Origin of the sequence: Pseudarthrobacter sp. NPDC058362 (assembly GCF_042723515.1) — a bacterium.
GTDB lineage: Bacteria > Actinomycetota > Actinomycetes > Actinomycetales > Micrococcaceae > Arthrobacter.
Window position 1 is genome coordinate 132,324 of the sequence record NZ_JBHXIW010000005.1, and the last position, 14,854, is coordinate 147,177.

The window sequence follows — 14,854 nt, forward strand, 5'->3', positions numbered from 1 at the left end:
GCCGCAGACCGCTTTGTGGGGCGCGCGCACGGCAGTGGAAAACGGGTACCCCGCAACGGTAGCCGCCCTTCGATGCCCTGCAAAGCCGGAAGGCCGGACAACGTGTGGATAACCTGTGCACTACGGGGCATAGCTTGTGCACAGTCTGTGGGAAAGGCTGTGGACAAGGAAAAAGTTTGCCGCCTAATATCGCGCTGACCTGCGGATACATCCATTCCAGTCTGTGGAGTAAATATTTCTTCTGTGGAATTTCATCCACAACCGGAGGCGGCTCCGGACAGTGTGAAGGAGGGGCTGACCACTCCTCAGCGGGTCGTTCCGCCAGTCCCCGACCCTCTACATGCCCTCGGAGGACCGGACAGATGCCGGGCGGCGCATGGAGGGCCATCATCCATGCAGCCCAGTGAATATTGCTGTGGATAACCCTGGCTGGCCTAAGCTTGGAATATGGGTGAAACGCTTGTGGTCCCTGTCCTGATCCTCCTGGCAGTGGCTGCGGGGGTACTGCTTGTTGCCCGCGCAGCGGCGAGGCGGAAGTCAGTCGCGGGCCCGCCGGTACCTGCCCCCAACGCAGTGGAGTTGGCCCGGGCCGCTGCCGCCAAGCTCTCTGAGGACGAGCACCGAAGGCTGTACGCCCTGATCGCCCAGGGGCAGGCCATGGCGGCCATCAAGCTGTACTACGAAATCAGCGGAGCCGGCCTGCGCGCCTCCAGGGACGCCGTCGGCGCCCTCGCCGCCCACCCGCAGCCCTACCGAAGCCCCGAAACTTCGCCGCCCGCCGTCGAGGAGGACGAGGACGAACCCGAGCGGTTCCCCTACCGGTACCGCGCCATTGCCAGCAAGGGCGACGTGACCCGGGAAGTCAGCAGCAACATGCTCAACGACGAGATCTACGGCAGGATCCGCACCTTGGCCCGCAGTGGCGATCTGGAAGGCGCTGCGGCGGCCCTCAGCCGGCACTCGGACATCACACTGGTCCAGGCCAGGGAGTTCATCTCCCTCCTGGAGGACTAGGAACGCCGCGGCCCCCGGAACTCTGCAGTTCCGGGGGCCGCGGCGTTAGTCCTGGTTTTCGCTAGCCCATCACCAGGTTCAGGATGAACAGCAGCGGAATCGAGCCTGCCCACACGGCCGTGGTGATACCGGACCAGCCGCGCAGCGCAGCGGTACCGTCCAGGCCGGTGAACCGGGTGACTACCCAGAAGTAGGAGTCGTTGAAGTAGCTCAGGATCATGGAGCCGGCGGTGCAGGCGATGGCGGCCACCAGCGGATCGATGCCGAGCGTGCCCACCAGAGGTGCGGTGACGGAGGCTGCCGTGATCATGGCCACCGTGCCGGAGCCCTGGGCCAGACGGACCAAGGTGGCCACGAGGAACGGGACCAGGAAGGCCGGCAGGGCGGTAGCAGCGATGGCCTCGGCCAGGGCGTCGCCTACGCCTGAAGTGCGCAGCACCTGGCCCAGTGCGCCGCCGGCGCCGGTAATCAGCAGGATGAGCCCCGCAGAGGCGGCAGCTTCGGAGAACCAGTGCTGGACCTTGTTGCGCGGGGTCCAGCGCGGAAGGAGGACGTAGACCGCCAGCAGCACGCCGATGGTCAGCGCGATGACGGGGTTGCCGATGAACGCGAAGGGCACTACCCAGTCGGAAGGCTCGTACTTACCGCCCACAACGCCCTGGGCGTTCTGGTCCATGGCGCCGGTGACCGTGTTCAGCACGATCAGCAGCAGCGGCACCAGGAGCGGCAGCGATGCCAGGAATGCGCCTACGCGGTGCGGCTTGGCACCTGCCGGCCGGGTACCGAGATCAACTTCGGAATCGTCGGCGAGATCGGCTGCATGGTCCGTGCCGCCGTCGTAATCTGCGACCCCTGCCGAACCACCGCTGCGGGATCCCTCGCCCGCACCCACCAGCGCGGCGCGGCCGTAAACGGCAGTGCGCACTTCCTCACTGACGGAGGACTCCAGCTTGGGACCGATCCACTTGGCGTAGGCCACCACGATGGGCAGCAGCAGGACGGTGAAGGCCAGGCCGGTGAGGATCACTGCGCCGAGGTCGGCGCCGAGGAGGCCGGAGACGGCGAGCGGGCCGGGAGTCGGCGGCACGAGGTGGTGCGTCAGGGTCATGCCGCAGCCGAGCGCCAGGGCAAGCGTGACGTAGCCGGCACGTTTGACCCGGGCAATGGAGCGCGCCAACGGGTTCATGATGACATAGCCGGAATCGCAGAATACGGGGATGGAGACGAGGGCGCCCACCGTTCCCAAAGCCCACGGCTCCCGGCCCTTGCCGAAGAGGCGGAGGAAGGCCAAGGCCAGCGCGTTGGCGGCTCCCGAAACTTCCAGGATCTTGCCGATGGCGACGCCGAGGCCGATCACGATGCCGATGGAGGCCAGCGTGTTGCCGAAACCGGTGGTGATGGCCTTGGTGATGTCCAGGGCGGACTGGCCGGCCACCAGGCCCGTGACCAGTGAGGCGATGAGCAATGCCACGAAGGCATCGAGGCGGGTGCGCAGGACCAGGACGACGATCGTCGCGATGCCCAGGACCAGCGCAAGTAAGAGTTGTAGATCCACGTTGATTTACTCCTTGGGAAAGGACAGCCGGACGGTGTGCCCGGCCGCTCCTCGAAGGGGCCGCGACGTTTCTGCAACGAGTTGACTCCAACGAGTGACTGGTGCCACACTACTTGCACATAAGACATCTGACAAGTGCAGCGATGGAGGTGCGTGGATGAGCCGGAATACGCTGGCGGTTGCGGTGTTTGAGGACCTTCTGGAGCGGATCCTCAGCGGCGAACTCAAACCCCGCGAGCCTCTGCCGTCCGAGCCGGAGATCGCCCGGGAGGCGGACGTCAGCCGCCTGACCGTGCGGGAGGCGCTGAAGACGCTGCAGGCGCAGAACATCGTCGCGGTGCGCCGCGGCCTGGGCACATTCGTGAATCCCGTGGAAGAGTGGACCGGTCTGGAAGCCATCCTCCGGGCCGCATCCCGCGGCACTGGCGGGGACGAGGTGGCGCTGCGCCTGCTTGAGGTCCGCAGGATGGTGGAAACCGGCTCCGCGGAGCTCGCCGCCAAGAATGCCCGACCGGAACACCTGGCTGCCATGCACGAGTCCATCCGGGAGTTGGAGGACGCGCACGCGGCAGGCGACCTGGACCGCGTTACGGTGGCCGACCTCGCATTCCATGACGCGGTGCTGCGCGCCTCTGCCAACCCCTTCCTGCCGGCACTGCTGGGGCAGCTGGGAAACCTGCTCTACTCCACGCGCCGCGAAACATCCGCCTTCGTGGAGGTGCAGCGCCACGCCATCGAGCACCACCACCTGGTGCTGGCCGCGATCGAGACCCGTAACCCGGAAACGGCGCGCAAGGCGATGGAAGACCACATCAACCAGACGTACGACGACTACGCCCGCTTCATCAATAACCAGGAACCCAACACAGGAGCTGAAACAGCATGACCGAAACGGCAACTTTCCCCGCCCAGCGCACCGCGGTACTCACCGGTGCAGCCTCAGAGCGCGGCATCGGCCGCGCCACCGCGGACCGCCTGGCCAGCGAGGGCTGGAGCATCGCCATCCTCGATATCGACGGCGAAGCTGCCGCGCAGGCGGCGAAGGACATTGCCGCACGCCACGGCGTCCAGGCCATTGGCCTCCGGACCGACGTCTCCGACGAGGCCTCCATCGACGCGGCCATTAGCCGCGTCGAGGCCGAGCTGCCGCCGATTGTAGGCCTGGCCAATATCGCAGGCATCAGCTCGCCGCGGCCGTTCATGGAGGAAACCAAGGAGGGCTGGGAGCGTGTCTTTGCCATCAACATGACCGGCACGTTCCTTGTCACCCAGCGTGTCCTCGGCGGCATGATCGACCGGAAGCTCGGGCGCGTGGTCAGCATCTCCTCCATCTCCGCCCAACGCGGCGGCGGCACCTACTCCAAGGTGGCCTACAGCTCGGCCAAGGCCGGCATCATCGGCTTTACGCGCGCACTGGCCCGCGAAATGGGCGAGCACGGCATCACCGTAAACGCCATCGCACCGGGTCCGGTGGATACCGACATCATGGGCGGCACCCTCACGGACGAGCGCAAGAAGGAAATGTCCCGCGACATCCTGGTGGGCCGGGTGGGGACCGTGGGCGAGATGGCTGCCCTGATGTCCTTCCTCATGGGCGAGGACGCCGGGTTCATCACGGCGGCCACCTACGACATCAACGGCGGCCTCCAGGTTTCCTAGCGCCCATACAGCCTGCGCCGCTTACCGGCCTCCGCTGATGCCTGCCAGGAGTTCTTCGAACGGCAGGGATTCGGCGGGGGCCTTTTTGCGATTGGGCTGCGCCCCTTCCAGGAGCCCTGAGAACTCCCCCGCGGCCCGGTCGATGCGCGCCGAAAGCAAGGAGCCGCCGTCGTCCGCGGCGCCCCAGTCCTGCGGCCCCGCGAAGACGCCCGTGGCGGCGATCCGGGCGCGCAGGTACGTGAACAGCGGCCGCATGGCGTAGTCCAGCACCATCTGGTGTCGGTCGGTGCCGCCGGTAGCGCCCAGCAGCACCGCCTTGCCGTCCAGTGCCTGGGGGTCCAAAACGTCCATGAAGGACTTGAAGAGGCCGCTGTAGGAGGCACTGAAGACCGGACTCACGGCGATAATGCCGTCGGATGCCTCGACGCCGGAGATCACCTCGGCCAGCCTCGATGCCGCGTAGCCGGTCACGAAGTTATTGGCGATGTCCACGGCAAGATCGCGCAGTTCGACCGTCTCCACCTGCACGGCGTAACCCGCTGCCGACAGCTGCCTTTCGGCTGCCGTGGCGAGCTGGTCAGCCAGCAGGCGGCTCGACGACGGGACGCCGAGGCCGGCGGACAGAACGGTGATGCGGCGGGTTTCCATGGGGCGCTCCTGGTGCTTGCTCGGGCTTATATGCATTTGCATCTACATGGAGAACCTGCGCCCTGCCGGAAGTATTCCCGGACATGAGAAAACCCCCGCCGCCGGAATCCGGCGACGGGGGTTTTCGGCGTGCAGCAGTAAGAACTACTTGCCAGCAACCACGTTGAGGTCGATCACTGCGGACACGTCCTCGTGGAGACGGACGTTGGCCTGGTAGGAACCGACCGACTTGATGTGAGCCGGCAGTTCAACCTTGCGCTTGTCGATGCGGCCGAGGCCGGCGGCCTCAACAGCGTCAGCAACGTCGGCCTGCTTGACGGTGCCGAACAGGCGGCCCGTCTCACCTGCCTTGACAACCAGCTGGACCGGCTTGGCGGAGAGTGCAGCAGCCTGCTTCTGAGCGTCTTCCAGGGAAGCGTGCTCGCGGGCGGCGCGGGCGGCCTTAATGGACTCAACCTGCTTCTCGCCACCCTTCGACCAGGTCAGGGCGAAGTTGCGGGGCAGCAGGTAGTTACGTGCGTAACCGTCCTTGACCTCGACAATGTCGCCAGCAGCACCGAGACCGGTAACTTCGTGGGTCAGAATGAGCTTTGCCATGTTAGTTAATCCCTTTCCTTAGCCGCGGCCAGCGCCGGAGTAAGGCAGCAGGGCAACTTCGCGGGCGTTCTTGATTGCCTGTGCGATCTTGCGCTGTTCCTGGACCGTAACGCCGGTGACGCGACGGGCGCGGATCTTGCCGCGGTCGGAGATGAACTTGCGCAGCAATGCTACGTCCTTGTAGTCGATGACAGTGATGTCAGCGGCCTTCAAGGGGTTGGACTTTGGTTTGGGCTTACGGAGTTCAGCCTTAGCCATCGTGGAGCTCCTATTCTAGGGAGCCCGTGGATGTTGATCCACGGGATGGTGGTGGTCCGACGGCGGCAGCCACCTTGGGTGCCTTAGGCACCCGGGCGGTCCCGGCGTCGGGCCTTAATAATGGTTTTTTAGAAGGGAGGTTCGGAGTCGGGGCCGTTGCCCCAGCCCCCGGCGTTGGAGACACCGGGCGTAGCCCAGGGATCGTCCTGGCCGGACTGCTGGCTGTTGCCGCCACCCCAGCCGCCACCGGAGTTACCGCCCTGGTTTCCACCAGGGTTGCCGCCTCCGAAGCCACCGCCGCCGTTGCCGCCACCGAAGCCGCCGCCCTGACCGCCGGAGCGCTGGGTACGGTTGACCTTGGCATTGGCGTAGCGCAGGCTCGGGCCGATTTCGTCGACCTCAAGCTCGATAACGGTGCGCTTTTCGCCTTCTTTGGTTTCGTAGGAGCGGCTCTTCAGCCGGCCGGTCACAATCACGCGCATGCCCTTGGTCAGGGATTCGGCGACGTTCTCGGCTGCTTCGCGCCAGACAGACGCACGGAGGAACAGGGTTTCCCCGTCCTTCCACTCGTTGGACTGGCGGTCAAAGGTACGCGGGGTGGAAGCAATGGTGAAGTTCGCTACTGCCGAACCGGACGGGGTGAACCGCAGTTCCGGGTCATTGGTGAGATTACCGACGACCGTGATAGTGGTTTCGCCTGCCATCTATTGCCTCCTTGGTTCCTGGTTGAAGAGTACGTTTCCTGCGGGAGTAAAGAATGAAGATGGTGCTGAACTACTCAGCAACAACCTTCTGCTCTTCGGGGCGGGTGATCTTGGTGCGCATGATGGTCTCGTTAAGAGACAGCTGGCGGTCAAGTTCCTTGGCGGTTTCCGGCGTAGCGGTGAAGTTCACCACGGCGTAGATACCTTCGGACTTCTTCTTGATGTCGTAAGCCAGGCGACGACGGCCCCAGATGTCAACCTTTTCGATGGTTCCACCATCGTTGGTGATGACGTTCAGAAACTTCTGAAGCGACGGCTCAACGGTACGCTCTTCGACCTCGGGGTCGATGATTACCATCAATTCGTAAGGACGCATATGTGAACCCACCTCCTTTGGGCTAAGCGGTTACGGCATTTCCGTAACAGGAGGTTCATTTGCGATTCCGTGCCATGGCCGGCCACCGGAACGGAGGCAGGACGCAGCACAGACTTCACTATCTTAGTCCATGTGGACCGTGTAAGGCGATTCGCGCTTGACTCGAGCCTATCTCCCATGCCGGACCCGCGTCCTGCCTGGATGCGGGTATGTGGATAACGGGGCGCAAGCCACCGGCGTCGGATTCCTGGCGCCCACCGAAGCGTGCCCGGTCGCCCAAGAATCCAAGTAGTAGAGCGCCGAAAATAGAGTACTCGGGGGCCCGGAGTTCGCTGGTGCGTCATGTGTTTGCCCACTATATTGACGTGACGGCTGGGTACCGCGCTGGACGCAACGAAGCGGCCAGGAACAAATAGGCCCGAACGGCCAGGCCAATGGCTGCAAGGGTCATAACAACGTACGAAGACAGCATCGGTCTCCTTCTTCGATGAGTGGGGACCCTATGTCGTTGGTAGGTCGAAGCAAGGAACTGGACCGCATTCTTGCCGTGATTCGAGGGCCTCGGGATTCCGCTCTCGCCGTGGCGGGTCCGCGGGGCGCCGGAAAGTCTGCCCTGCTCGCCGAAATTCCCTCGATATGCGATTGCCGGACGGTATTCCTTGGCGCCAGTGCCTCTGAGTCCGAGTGGCCGCTGTCCGGCCTGACCGCTCTGCTCAACGGCATGGATGACCCTGTCCTGAACCGGGTTGCCGAGGAAGTTCTGAGAGATGCCACGGGCTCAATGGACGTAGCGACCGTTTCCACCATGCTCCTCAACGCAGTCCACCAGCGGTCGTCATGCCGGACGGTCATCGTGATTGATGATGCCGACCAGCTGGACCCGGGCAGCCAGGCCGTGATCGGATTTCTGGCCCGCCGCCTGGCCGGCACGGACATCGCCTTATTCGTGGGGCTCCGTACCGACGTTCCGGGCACCGCGTTCAGCGGCTTGCCGGTCCTGCAGCTCGAGGCGCTCGGCCACAACGACTTGGTCCTGATGCTGGAAGCGATCCCTGCACACCACGCAACGCCGGCATCCGCCCATGCAGTTGCCGCAGTTGCCCAGGGGAACCCCCTTGCCGCCGTCGAGCTTTATCAGCGGCTGCTGGAACGGCAGGCGGAGGGGGAGTATGCGCTGCCCGTACCGCTGCCCGGCCAGTGCTGTTTCGAGGGGGAGTTCGCAATGCTGCTGGGCGGTCTTTCCCCCATCGCCCGCCGGGTGCTGGAGCTGCTGTCGCTTTCCTACCGAAGCGAGATCACCACGCTTGAAAAGATCTGCCCCGACGTGTGGGCGGGCGTGGAAGAGTTGCTCACCAGCGGCCTGGTGAGCCGATCCGGGTCCTGCCTTCAGATATCCAACCAACTGCTGCGGGGGCATGTTTTTGCCGCGACGCCACCGGCATCCCGGACTGCGGATCATCGCGCACTGGCCGAAGCCGCTGAAGACACAGATTCCTACGGCAGGCGGTGGCACCTCAGCTTCACCGGCCTCGAACGGCAGACAGCTTTTGGCCTCCTGCGCCACGCCATTGACCTGATTCGGGCTGGAGAAGTGCCATTCGCGCTGGAATATGTCGAACGCGCCCTGACGATCAACCCCTGGGAAGCGGAGACAGCGGCACGTCTGACAACCGTAGCCGAACTGCTGTTTAACCGTGGCCATCTCGCCTACGCCCAGCGCTACCTTGAATGGGCGCAGCGGGTCACCCGCAATCCGGCGCTGGTCCTGAGGTTGACAGGCCTGTCCTTCGAGATCGCCTTTATGCAAGGCGCTCCGGTGCGCTCCAGCATGGTACTGCGCCTCGTGAAGGAGTTCGGCCGGCACGACCCGTCCTATGCCGCCACCCTGCTGTCCCTTGCGGCCCTTTATTTCGCTGAGCGTTGGGAACTAGTGGATGCGGTTGAGCTTCTCCGCTACCCCGAATTCCAAGGCTCGGCGTCGCCTGAATGCCTGGCAATCAGCGAACGGGCAAAGCTGATTGTCGAGTCCATCAGGGGCGAATCGGGGGCGTTCGGCCGGATGCATGAACCGCCCGGAAATGCGCTGCTGCCCAGTCTCTTGGTCCAGGGTCGTGCCCTCAGCTACGCGGAGCGCTACGGCCCGGCGAACGAGGCGTTCACGATGGTTCTCAACTCCACTGAAGCGTATGGGGTCAACTGGCGGGAGACGGCCGCTCTCCTTGCAGCGGACAATGAAATCCGGGCCGGCCACGTCCGCGCCGCCGTCAATCTCATCGGAGAGATCGAACGCCGCGACGATGGGATCAAGTATCACCGCGGGCTCCGGCACGTCTTCCGGCTCTGGCGCGCCCATGCAATGGGGGACGAGGCATCGGCGCAGATCTGCGCTGCAGACGCTCAGCGCTACATTGGCGCCGCAAGCCACCCTGCCCTCACCGCCCAATTGGCTGCCTGGCAGGGCCACTTTGCACTCCTGCGGGGTGACCTGGCCGAGGCCCTGGCCCAGTTGTCCCGGGCGACGGAGATCGGCATGGGCTTCGGCAATCCTTCGTTGTTGAGATGTGAGCCTGACTTGGTGGAGGTGCTGATCCGGCTGGGCCGGCACCGCGAGGCTACACAGACCCTCCTCCGACTGGAAAGCCGGTCAGTAGGGTTGCGCTCACCGTGGCTCATCATGGCAATAACCCGGAGCCGGGCCATGCTCGCGGACGGCGAACAGTCCCTGCAGCTCTTCACGCAAGCCCTCGAGACCAGGCCCGGCCGAGAGTCTGTACTCGAACGCGCCCGGACTCTGATGTGTTACGCGGAGCGTTTGAACGCCTTTGGACGGGTCCGGGAGGCGCGTGACGCGCTGATGCGGGCCAAGGTGATGTTCGACGAAATAGGGGCGTATGCCTGGGTCCAGCACATCGACGCGCTGTTGCTCGACGAGCGGGTCGAACCTGCCAACCCCCAGGGAAATCCAGCCCTGCTGATGCTTGCCGACCATGAACGGGCACTTGCAACGATGGTGGCGCGTGGAATGCGCAACAAAGAGATCGCGGCCACGCTTTTTGTTTCCGTCAGGACGGTCGAGGTGCGCTTGACAGCGATCTACCGCAAGCTCGGAGTTGAATCGCGGGCGCAGCTGACCGCCCTGGCGGCAAACAAACAGCAGAGCTCCCCGGAGCCCTACGCACTGCCGCTCTACTAGACGTTCGCCGGCGGCTTCGGCGGGCACCCGCATTTTCCACAATGATCCTTAAACGGACCCACAGCCTGCCTTTGGTATTGGACCCCTAATGCGGCGCTGAAGCTAAGTTTGCTTCACGGTGCCAGTGCCGGCAGACACTCGGGAAGGGGTCAGAATGACAGGCGTATCTGTGGCACGGGGCCAGCAAGAGGTCCTCCGTCGGGAGATACGGCCGGTCCAGTCTGTAGGGGCGGAAACACGACCAGCGCTAAGTCGAAAAGAATCAGCGGAATGGATCTCCACCCACATCAACCTGCTGCGCCTCACCGACTCTGTCCTGGTCGCGCTGGCGGTCCTGGCCGGCTACCTGTCTGCCGGCCCGGTGTCCTTTCCCGCTGGCCCCACGGGCACCGGAACCGGAACCACGGACATCGGGGTCGCTGCCAGCGCCGGAGTTGCCCTGCTGTGGATGGCAGCCCTTGGGGTCCACCGCACCCGGGACTCGAAGGTGCTCGGTGTCGGCGCGCACGAGTACAAGCTCGTCGGCACCGCGACATTCCGGACATTTGCAGCCGTGGCCATTGCCTCGGTCGTTTTTTCCGTTGAGGGCGGAGCAGCGCTCATCACGGTTTCTCTTCCACTGGGCATCTGCGCTCTCACTGCGAACCGCTGGGTCTTCCGGCGGAGGCTCGCTTTGGAAAAGGCCAAGGGCCACCACCTCTCACGGGCCATCGTGGTAGGCGAACCTGAAGACGTCCGCTATGTCGTCCACCAGATCGAGAAGAAGTCCGGCGTGGTGTATGAGGTGCTCGGTGTATGCCTCCCCGGGGCACGCCGGGGGGCGAAGTTCCGAGTTGACGATCATCACGTGTCAGTTCTGTCATCTACCGACGACATCGCCCGGACGGCAGGCCTGGTTCAGGCTGACGCAGTTATCGTCGCCGGACCGCTGCCGGGCGGGAATAGCTTTATCCGCGAACTGGGCTGGAAGTTGGAAGAATGCGCGGCGGAAATGGTTCTGGCGGCCACTCTCACCAACGTGGCGGGCCCTCGCATCCACTGGCGGCCGGTGGAAGGCCTGCCGCTTATGCACGTGGACATCCCGCAGTATTCGGGTGCGAAGCACAGCCTGAAAAGGGTCATGGACATAGCCACGGCGGGCTGTGCTCTAGTGGCTTTGGCTCCCTTGTTCCTGGTCCTGGCCGTCATTGTCCGGTTGGACAGCCCGGGCCCCGTCATTTTCCGGCAGGACCGCGTGGGAAAGAACGGCAGGACGTTCAGGATGTTCAAGTTTCGGTCCATGGTCGCTGATGCGGAAGCCCTCAAGCCCGGTCTGGAGAAGGAAAACGAAGGAGCAGGAGTCCTGTTCAAAATGCATCACGATCCACGGATTACCCGTTGCGGGCGGTGGATGCGAAAGTACTCGCTGGACGAACTGCCGCAACTGTGGAACGTCGTCATGGGCGACATGAGCATGGTTGGTCCGCGTCCTCCGCTCGCCAGCGAAGTCGAAGGCTACGGGCGGCACGCTCTTCGCCGTCTATTGATCAAGCCCGGCCTCACGGGGCTGTGGCAGATCAATGGCCGCTCGGACTTGGACTGGGACGAAGCCGTACGCCTGGACCTTTACTACGTGGAAAACTGGTCGATCGCCGGTGACCTGCTGATCGTCTGGCGAACGTTCCGCGTGATACTCCGGCCCGCCGGCGCCTACTGACCAAGGAGCAGGAGGACGAACGATGAATGCGGACGCTGAAAAGTCCATCGGGAGGGCCGCCGAAGCCGGCAGACTGGGCATTGCCGTCATCGGAGCGGGTGTGCGGGGAAGCAGGCTTGCCCGCACACTGCAGGAAAGCCGCGACTGGAACCTGGCCGCCATCTGCGATCCGGATGCCATGCGGGCCGCAGAGCTTTCCAGGAAGCTTGGCGGCGCCCCCCACTTCGGAACCATCGACGAAGCCTTGGACTGCGTGCCGCTGGATACGGTTGCGGTTGCCACACCGCTTCGTTTCGTCCACGGAACGGCAATGACAGCCCTGCGGGCCGGTAAGCATGCCTTGGTTGAAAGGCCACTGGCAGACAGCCTGGAACGCGGTCTGGAACTGGTTGCAGAAGCACAGTCCAACAGCGTCGTCCTCATGGCCAACCATGCCCATTCCTTTACCCCTGCGGTCCAACACCTGAGAACGCTCACCCTTAGCGGCTCACTTGGGGAACTCCTGTTCGTCGATGTCGTACGGACAGGGACACTTCCCGACCCCGCACAACGGGACGTGTTTTGGGACTTGGCGCCGGAAAGCCTGGCCATCCTGGATCGTGTGCTTCCCGAGGGCTTGAATTCCCGGGAAGTCTCGGCATTTGGAGGAGATCCTCTGGGAACGGGCCGTGACTGCGTGGGCCACGTCAATTTCAGGCTTGGCAATGACGCCCTGGCCCATTTGTATGTGAATAGGCTGAGTTGCGTTATAAGGCACCAGGTGGTCATCGCAGGTTCCCGGCTGACTGTTTTGTGGGATGGCATGCGGCCCGGGAACCAGCTCTCCGTGGTCGCCTCGAAGCCGGGGTGGGATACTGGCACGCTTCCCGGTCACTGGCGTGAATCCCGGCAGCCCTGGAATACGGAATCATTTCCTGCCGCGATCCATGGCCAGGAGACCCATCTCGTAGCCGAATTCGCCCGGCGTATCCGCGAAGCGGACGGACTCGCATCACCTGACGCGTCAGCACTGCGCGTGCTCGCCATGCTCGACGCGGTGGCAGTCAGCTGCAGCAGGGAGGGCATGGCGTCGCCTGTTCAACCGCCCGTCGCTGCCGGAAAGGCCGTGAAGCCATGAGGGTGGAAACAGCACTCGCCCGCATCGACGTGACGAAACCCTGGCTCGGACATGAAGAGAGCCTTGCCCTTGCTTCCGTCATCGCCTCGGGGCGCCTCAGCCAGGGCCCCCGGGTAAGAGAGTTCGAAGACGCTTTCGCGGGGGCACAGGAGGCCCGCCACGCAGTCGCCACTTCGAGCTGCACCGCCGCCCTGCACTTGGCGCTGCTAATCGCCGGCGTTGGCCGAGGGGATCACGTTGTGGTGCCTTCCCTCTCCTTTATCGCCGCGGCAAATGCGGTGACCTACGTGGGGGCCCGCCCAATCTTCTGCGACGTTGATCCTGCCACCGGCAATGTGACGGCTGAAACCATTCATGCCGCAATCACCATCGATACACGCGCGGTCATCGTGGCGGACCACGCTGGAGTCCCGGCTGACCTCGAGCAGATCCGCCTGCTGTGCGACAAGCACGAAATAACCGTCATTGAAGACGCAGCCTGCGCGGCAGGCTCCAAGTATCGGAACCGGCCGGTCGGAACCGGCTCCGAAGTAGCCGTCTGGTCTTTTCATCGCACCAGCATCCTTACAACAGGGGAAGGCGGAATGCTCACCACGAACCGGGCGGACTGGGCAGCCCGGGCACGCATGCTGCGCGAACATGCAATCAGCGTTCCAGACCCTTCCCGTGACGCCTTCCTCTCTCCCCGGAAGGTTTGCGTGGAGGTCGGGTATGACTACCGGATGACAGACCTTCAGGCGGCCGTTGGGACTGTCCAGCTCAAACGACTCCCGGAGATGGTGGACCGGCGACGGACAATTGCGGCGGCTTACTCAAGAGCCCTCGAGAACCTCAAGTTCCTCCGACTGGTGGCCGACCCACCCTACGGCACCACTAATTTCCAGACACTGTGGCTGGAACTTCTGCCCGGCTTCCCTGCCAGCAGGGAGCGCCTGTTGTCGAAGCTTGCCGATGCCGGCATATCGGCACGGCGCGGCTCCCCTGCCTGCCATCGGCAGCCTGCCTTCCGGTGGCGGAGTACTGATAACGTCAGGCTCCCACACACCGAACGGCTCAGCGAGCACACCGTGGCCCTGCCGATGTTCCACGAGCTTGATTCCGCCAGTATCAACCGCGTGGTCAACGTCATCCGAAACGCAGCGAAGCCGGTGACGCCATGAGTGAACTGATCCTGATCTCAGCGAGCGGACTGGCCCGGGAGGTGCTCGCCATGGTGCGGAGCAGTGGACAGTACGACATTGTGGGGCTGCTGGACGACGACAAGGAATTGGCCGGCGTGACGGTGGACGGGGCACCGGTCCTGGGCGGCATTGACGATGCGGTCAGCTTCATTCATGCCTTCCTGCTCGTGTGCATGAGTTCCGGCCGGAGAAGGCAGGCTGTAGTCGAGCGGCTCGCCCGGCTGGGACTCCAGGAATCCCGGTATGCGACGGCGATTGACCCCTCTGTCCAATACCCGGAGGGATGCCGTATAGGGCGGGGCAGCATCCTCCTCCGCAACGTAACCCTCACCGCAGGTGTGACGCTGGGCGCCCATGTTGTCGCGATGCCGTCGGTGACCTTCTCGCATGATGACGACGTAGCGGATTTTGCAACCTTCGCCGCCGGCGTTTCGTTGGGCGGCGGCGTCCGGATAGGCCGTGCCGCCTGTCTGGGCATGCATTCCAGTGTGCGTGACCGCACGTCCGTGGGCGATTACGCCTCGGTGGGGATGGGGGCCGCCGTTCTAAGCAACGTGCCGGACGGCGAAACGTGGGTGGGCGTTCCAGCCCACGAAAACGACGTACAGGTTTTCACGCAGGGCAATCACTGAGGAGGGGCCAGGGGCCGATGCCCCACCATCCTGCTGACGCACTGGAACTCAGGACATTATCGAAGGCACGCGCAGCTACGGTCCCTTCGCAAAGGAAGCGACGGCGGGGGGGGGCCGGGGGGGGAGGGCCCCCCCGAGCGATTGCCCACAAAGGGCCAAAACACCCCGCCCCGGGGGGGTTACGGAAAAACGACGAAAAAGGCCCCCCCCCAAAAGCCCCCCCC

General features: G+C 64.1%; 14 protein-coding genes. 8 read left to right on the top strand and 6 right to left on the bottom strand.

Features of this window, described 5'->3' with window-relative positions:
- Positions 1–447 precede the first annotated feature (447 nt).
- On the top strand, positions 448–1,014 hold the full coding sequence (locus ACFWIX_RS11855; protein ID WP_377216323.1) for a hypothetical protein: 567 nt from the start codon (positions 448–450) through the stop codon (positions 1,012–1,014).
- Positions 1,015–1,075: 61 nt separating this feature from the next.
- Here ACFWIX_RS11855 and ACFWIX_RS11860 read toward each other — a convergent pair whose 3' ends face one another.
- Entirely contained in the window at positions 1,076–2,569 is a 1,494-nt protein-coding gene (locus ACFWIX_RS11860; protein ID WP_377216324.1) for a GntP family permease, read from the bottom strand.
- Between the two features lie 157 nt (positions 2,570–2,726).
- Here ACFWIX_RS11860 and ACFWIX_RS11865 point away from each other — a divergent pair, with 157 nt between their 5' ends.
- Positions 2,727–3,455, top strand: a complete 729-nt coding sequence (locus tag ACFWIX_RS11865; protein WP_377216325.1) for a FadR/GntR family transcriptional regulator — start codon at positions 2,727–2,729, stop codon at positions 3,453–3,455.
- Positions 3,452–4,228 carry an SDR family NAD(P)-dependent oxidoreductase gene (locus ACFWIX_RS11870; RefSeq protein ID WP_377216326.1) on the top strand — a complete coding sequence of 259 codons (777 nt, stop codon included), beginning with the start codon at positions 3,452–3,454 and terminating at the stop codon, positions 4,226–4,228. Before ACFWIX_RS11865 ends, ACFWIX_RS11870 begins: the two co-directional genes overlap by 4 nt.
- Before the next feature lie 21 nt (positions 4,229–4,249).
- On the opposite strand, the gene ACFWIX_RS11875 is transcribed toward ACFWIX_RS11870, so the two are convergent.
- From ACFWIX_RS11875 to rpsF, 5 genes are all read right to left on the bottom strand, one after another.
- Positions 4,250–4,876: an FMN reductase gene (locus ACFWIX_RS11875; protein WP_377216327.1), complete on the bottom strand. Its 627-nt coding sequence runs from the start codon at positions 4,874–4,876 to the stop codon at positions 4,250–4,252.
- Between the two features lie 144 nt (positions 4,877–5,020).
- Positions 5,021–5,473: a 50S ribosomal protein L9 gene (rplI, locus tag ACFWIX_RS11880; RefSeq protein ID WP_377216328.1), complete on the bottom strand. Its 453-nt coding sequence runs from the start codon at positions 5,471–5,473 to the stop codon at positions 5,021–5,023.
- An 18-nt stretch (positions 5,474–5,491) separates the two neighbouring features.
- Positions 5,492–5,731 (bottom strand): 30S ribosomal protein S18, encoded by a 240-nt coding sequence (rpsR, locus tag ACFWIX_RS11885; RefSeq protein WP_003800144.1) that lies wholly within the window; start codon positions 5,729–5,731, stop codon positions 5,492–5,494.
- Between the two features lie 128 nt (positions 5,732–5,859).
- The gene (locus ACFWIX_RS11890) at positions 5,860–6,435 is read right to left on the bottom strand and encodes a single-stranded DNA-binding protein (RefSeq protein WP_377216329.1); all 576 of its coding nucleotides are present in this window, start codon (positions 6,433–6,435) and stop codon (positions 5,860–5,862) included.
- A 70-nt stretch (positions 6,436–6,505) separates the two neighbouring features.
- Complete coding sequence (rpsF, locus tag ACFWIX_RS11895) at positions 6,506–6,811, bottom strand: 30S ribosomal protein S6 (protein ID WP_377216330.1); 306 nt, start codon at positions 6,809–6,811, stop codon at positions 6,506–6,508.
- Between the two features lie 502 nt (positions 6,812–7,313).
- On the opposite strand from rpsF, the gene ACFWIX_RS11900 reads away from it, so the two are divergent.
- The 5 genes from ACFWIX_RS11900 (at position 7,314) to ACFWIX_RS11920 (ending at position 14,630) form a co-directional block, all read left to right on the top strand.
- A complete protein-coding gene (locus tag ACFWIX_RS11900) occupies positions 7,314–10,004 on the top strand; it encodes an AAA family ATPase (protein ID WP_377216331.1) in 2,691 nt (896 codons plus the stop codon).
- Positions 10,005–10,158: 154 nt separating this feature from the next.
- The gene (locus ACFWIX_RS11905; RefSeq protein WP_377216332.1) at positions 10,159–11,700 is read left to right on the top strand and encodes a sugar transferase; all 1,542 of its coding nucleotides are present in this window, start codon (positions 10,159–10,161) and stop codon (positions 11,698–11,700) included.
- 22 nt (positions 11,701–11,722) lie between these two features.
- The gene (locus ACFWIX_RS11910) at positions 11,723–12,817 is read left to right on the top strand and encodes a Gfo/Idh/MocA family protein (RefSeq protein ID WP_377216333.1); all 1,095 of its coding nucleotides are present in this window, start codon (positions 11,723–11,725) and stop codon (positions 12,815–12,817) included.
- Positions 12,814–13,977, top strand: coding sequence for a DegT/DnrJ/EryC1/StrS family aminotransferase (locus tag ACFWIX_RS11915; protein ID WP_377216334.1), 1,164 nt, complete (start codon positions 12,814–12,816; stop codon positions 13,975–13,977). Before ACFWIX_RS11910 ends, ACFWIX_RS11915 begins: the two co-directional genes overlap by 4 nt.
- Positions 13,974–14,630 (top strand): NeuD/PglB/VioB family sugar acetyltransferase, encoded by a 657-nt coding sequence (locus ACFWIX_RS11920; protein ID WP_377216335.1) that lies wholly within the window; start codon positions 13,974–13,976, stop codon positions 14,628–14,630. The genes ACFWIX_RS11915 and ACFWIX_RS11920 overlap by 4 nt, the downstream gene beginning before the upstream one ends.
- Positions 14,631–14,854 lie beyond the last annotated feature (224 nt).